This is a genomic window from Brevundimonas sp. (assembly GCF_023259385.1).
Classification (GTDB): Bacteria; Pseudomonadota; Alphaproteobacteria; order Caulobacterales; family Caulobacteraceae; genus Brevundimonas.
This window is the reverse complement of record NZ_JAHFPF010000298.1, coordinates 1-4,019: the sequence shown is the minus strand read 5'-3', so window position 1 is coordinate 4,019 and position 4,019 is coordinate 1. Positions and strand designations below refer to the sequence as shown.

The 4,019-nt window shown below is 67.3% G+C and carries 7 protein-coding genes; 4 read left to right on the top strand and 3 right to left on the bottom strand.

Features of this window, described 5'->3' with window-relative positions:
• From Q0C81_RS17105 to Q0C81_RS17090, 4 genes are all read left to right on the top strand, one after another.
• The coding region (locus tag Q0C81_RS17105; RefSeq protein WP_291840839.1) for a 2-oxo acid dehydrogenase subunit E2 at positions 1 to 194 on the top strand (194 nt) is incomplete at its 5' end.
• Between the two features lie 15 nt (positions 195 to 209).
• On the top strand, positions 210 to 689 hold the full coding sequence (locus tag Q0C81_RS17100) for a glutathione peroxidase (protein WP_291840837.1): 480 nt from the start codon (positions 210 to 212) through the stop codon (positions 687 to 689).
• A 2-nt stretch (positions 690 to 691) separates the two neighbouring features.
• On the top strand, positions 692 to 2,098 hold the full coding sequence (gene lpdA, locus Q0C81_RS17095; RefSeq protein ID WP_291840834.1) for a dihydrolipoyl dehydrogenase: 1,407 nt from the start codon (positions 692 to 694) through the stop codon (positions 2,096 to 2,098).
• Positions 2,098 to 2,559, top strand: coding sequence for a YcxB family protein (locus tag Q0C81_RS17090; protein WP_291840831.1), 462 nt, complete (start codon positions 2,098 to 2,100; stop codon positions 2,557 to 2,559). The genes lpdA and Q0C81_RS17090 overlap by 1 nt, the downstream gene beginning before the upstream one ends.
• Here the strand turns inward: Q0C81_RS17090 and Q0C81_RS17085 are convergent.
• The 3 genes from Q0C81_RS17085 to Q0C81_RS17075 form a co-directional block, all read right to left on the bottom strand.
• Positions 2,556 to 2,738, bottom strand: a complete 183-nt coding sequence (locus Q0C81_RS17085; RefSeq protein ID WP_047413801.1) for a DUF3606 domain-containing protein — start codon at positions 2,736 to 2,738, stop codon at positions 2,556 to 2,558. The two genes, Q0C81_RS17090 and Q0C81_RS17085, sit on opposite strands and share 4 nt — an antisense overlap.
• Positions 2,739 to 2,783: 45 nt before the next feature.
• Positions 2,784 to 3,671 (bottom strand): sigma-70 family RNA polymerase sigma factor, encoded by an 888-nt coding sequence (locus tag Q0C81_RS17080; RefSeq protein ID WP_291840808.1) that lies wholly within the window; start codon positions 3,669 to 3,671, stop codon positions 2,784 to 2,786.
• A gap of 26 nt (positions 3,672 to 3,697) precedes the next feature.
• A partial coding sequence (locus tag Q0C81_RS17075) for a glutathione S-transferase C-terminal domain-containing protein (protein WP_291840805.1) occupies positions 3,698 to 4,019 on the bottom strand: 322 nt, incomplete at its 5' end.

The following is a 4,019-nucleotide window of genomic DNA, read 5'->3' as shown; positions in this document are numbered from 1 at the left end:
GGCCGCAGGGCGCGATCATGAGCGTCGGCGCGGGCGAACAGCGCCCTGTCGTCAAGAACGGCCAACTGGCCGTCGCCACGGTGATGACGGTCACGATGACCTGCGATCACCGCGTCGTCGACGGCGCGACCGGCGCCCGCTTCCTGCAGGCGTTCAAGCCGCTGATCGAAGATCCCGTGACGATGCTGGCGTAAGACGAAAGGCAGGGCATGACCTCGGTCTATGACTTCACCGCCACCGGCATCGACGGGACCGAGGTCCCGCTGTCCCGGTTCGAGGGGAAGGCCCTGCTGATCGTCAATGTCGCCTCGCGCTGTGGCTTCACGCCCCAGTACGAGGGGCTGGAGACCCTGCATCGCGAGCTGGCGGACCAGCCGTTCGAGGTGCTGGGCTTTCCGTGCAACCAGTTCGGGGCGCAGGAGCCGGGCAAGGCGGACGAGATCGCCAGCTTCTGCTCCACGACCTACGGCGTCGACTTTCCCATGTTCGACAAGATCGAGGTCAACGGCCCGAAACGGCATCCGCTCTACGACTGGCTGACCAGCCAGAAGAAGGGCTTTCTGGGCAGCCGTGACGTGAAGTGGAACTTCACCAAATTCCTGACCGACCGGGAGGGCAGGGTGATCGCCCGCTACGCGCCCCAGGTCGAACCCCGGGCCATCAAGGCCGACATTGAGAAGTTGATCTGACCATGGCTGCTGAATTCGATCTCGTCATCATCGGTTCGGGCCCGGGCGGCTATGTCGCCGCCATTCGCGCCTCGCAGCTGGGCCAGAAGGTCGCCATTGTGGAGCGCGAGGCGCTGGGCGGCATCTGCCTGAACTGGGGCTGTATCCCGACCAAGGCCCTGCTGAAGTCGGGCGAGAAGTACGAGAGTCTGAGCCATCTGAAGGACTACGGCCTGTCGGCGACCGGCGCGTCGTTCGACTTCGACGCCATCATCCAGCGGTCGCGTGGCGTCGCGTCCACGATGAACAAGGGCGTCACCTTCCTGATGAAGAAGCACAAGGTCGAGGTGATCGAGGGCGAGGCGAAGCTGGAGAAGGGTGCGGGAGCGCCCAAGGTCGTCGTCGCCCTGAAGGCCGGCGGCAGCCGCTCGGTCGAGGCCAAGGCGGTCATGCTGGCCGTCGGCGCCCGCGCCCGCGCCCTGCCGCAGATCGGCCTGGAGGCCGACGGCGACAAGATCTGGGCTTACCGCGACGCCCTGGCCCCCAAAAAACTGCCCAAGACCTTCGTGGTCATCGGCTCCGGCGCCATCGGCCTGGAATTCGCCAGCTTCTACCGGGCTTTGGGCGCGGAAGTTACCGTAGTGGAAGCGGTCGATCGCATCATGCCGGTCGAGGATGAGGAGGTCTCCAAGGCCGCTCAGAAGGCCTTCGAGAAGCGCGGCATCAAGTTCCGCGTCGGCGCCAAGGTGACCAAGGTGTCCAAGACCGCCGCGGGCGTGAAGGTCGATGTCGAGATCGGCGGCAAGGCCGAGGCGCTGGAGGCCGAGGTCTGTATCTCGGCCGTGGGCATCACCGCCAACACCGACGGCATCGGCCTGGAAGCGCTGGGCGTCGAACTGGACCGCGGCCACATCAAGATCGACAGCCACTGCCAGACCAACGTGAAGGGGCTGTTCGCCATCGGCGACTGCGCCGGCGCCCCGTGGCTGGCGCACAAGGCCTCGCACGAGGGCATCCACGCCGCCGAGTTCATCGCCGGCTTCAAGACCCCGAACGTCAACTCGCCCATCGCCGGCTGCACCTACACCCAGCCGCAGGTCGCCTCGGTCGGGATCACCGAACAGGCCGCTCGCGAGGCCAAGCGCGAGGTCAAGGTCGGCCGCTTCCCCTTCAAGGTGAACGGCAAGGCCGTGGCCGCCGGCGAGACCGAGGGCTTCGTGAAGACCATCTTCGACGCGAAGACCGGCGCCCTGATCGGCGCGCACATGATCGGCCACGAGGTCACCGAGATGATCCAGGGCTACGTCACGGCCATGACCATGGAAGCGACGGAAGAAGACATGTTCGGCATCGTCTATCCGCACCCGACCATGTCGGAGGCGATGCACGAGGCCCAGCTCGACGCCTATGGGCGGGTGCTGCACATTTGATGCTGACCGTCCGCTACGCCCTGACCCGCGAGGAGCTGCGGGCCTGGTACAAGGTCACATGGCTGCGCAAGCTGTGGATGTTCCACCTGGCTATCGTCGTCCTGCTGTGCGGGAGCTTCGCGCTCGGTCAGGTCGGCGGATCGACCCTGTCCGGGCTTCAGCTCGGCGTGGCGGCCAGCGTGCTGATGATCCTCTTCATGGTCGTCTGGCCGCAACTGCGCTACCGACCGGAAGAACGCGCCCTGACCTTCGACGCCGAGGGGTTGTCGTACGTGCGTGGCCCGCAGACCGGACGCATGCCGTGGGCCCAGATCGGCTCGGTCGCCGACGCCGAGGGCGGCATCATCGTGACCGGTCGAAATCATAACGCCTTCATCGTTCCGACGCGGGCGTTCGGCGGCGAGGCGGAAAAGATCGAGGCGTTCGCCATGATCAGCGGCCTGTATCGGCAGGCGCTCTAGCGCTTCTTGCCCAGCTCGGCGGCGATGTCCTTGGTCATCCGGCCGACCTTGCGGTGGGCGGCGGTGATCTGGTCGCGGGTCACGCCCCAGCGCTTCATCCAGTACTCGACGGCCTGACGTTCCGACAAATCCAGCCGGTCCTTGTCGATGAAGCCGCGCTTGTCCTTCAGACCCGCCATGTTCGCACCTTTCGTGAACGGACAGGCCTACGCCGATGCGGGCGTTCAGTGAAGCTCCGTGCTGGATCCCGGCAGGCCCAGCCGGGCCAGCTTGTCGGGATTGCGGGTGATGTAGACGGCGACGATCCGGCCGTTCTCGACCTCCAGGGCCGTGGTCTGCAGCGTGCCGTCGCGTTCGTAGCTGATGTAGCCGGGCAGGCCGTCGATGCGGGTCCAGCGCACCAGGATCGCCGGCAGGGTCAGCTTGCGGTGCAGGCCGCTGAACAGGCGCACGAGACGGTCCATGCCGACGATGGGGTGCAGCCAGGCGTTGGCCTTGCCGCCGCCGTCGGAGGTCAGGATGACGCTGTCGGCCAACAGCGCGCGCAGGCTCGTCACGTCGCCGTTGTTGGTGGCGTGGAAGAAGGCCTTGGCGATCCGCTCGCCTTCCTCCGGCGCCACCGGGTAGCGAGGGCGGGCGTCCTGAATGTGTTTCCGGGCGCGGACGGCGAGCTGGCGCACGGCCGCGGGGTCACGACCCAGGGCGGCGGCGATCTCGTCCATGGGCGCCGAGAAGACGTCATGCAGCAGGAAGGCCGCGCGCTCGAGCGGCGACAACCGCTCCAGCGCCATCATCAGCGTCAGGGTCAGTTCATCCTCGGCCGGGGTTTCCTCATCCGGCTCGAACACCGGCTCGGGCAGCCAGTTGCCGACATAGGCCTCGCGGCGGGCGCGGGCGGACTTCATGACGTCGAGGGACAGGCGTGTGACGGTGCGGACCAGAAAGGCCGCCGGCTGGCGCACCTCGCTCAGGTCCACGCCCTGCCAGCGGATCCACGCCTCCTGCACCACATCCTCGGCCTCTGCGAAGGAGCCGAGCATGCGGTAGGCGATGCGGACCAGACGGGTCCGGTTCGCCTCGAAGAGGTCGGTGGCGCTCTGATCCCCGGTCATGCGTCCATTCGCACCCGCCGCGGATTTCAAAGCAAGCCCTCGGCGGTCATGGACGCGCGCACCGCCGGTCGGGCGCGCAGCCGGTCACGCAGCGCGGTGAGCCGGTCGGGCGTCTCCACCCCGAACCGCTCGGCCCAGAGCAGCATGACGAACAGATAGAAGTCCGCCACCGACGGCGTGGCCCCGAACAGGAAGTCGTCCGTCAGGGACGCCTCCAGTGGCGCCATCAGCGTCTGGATCGTGGCGGCGGCCGCGGCCTTATCGGCGGCCGTGCCGGCGTGCCACATCGGCTTGAAGGCCCGGTGGATCTCGGTCGTGATGTAGGTCAGCGCCTCCAGCACCCGGGTC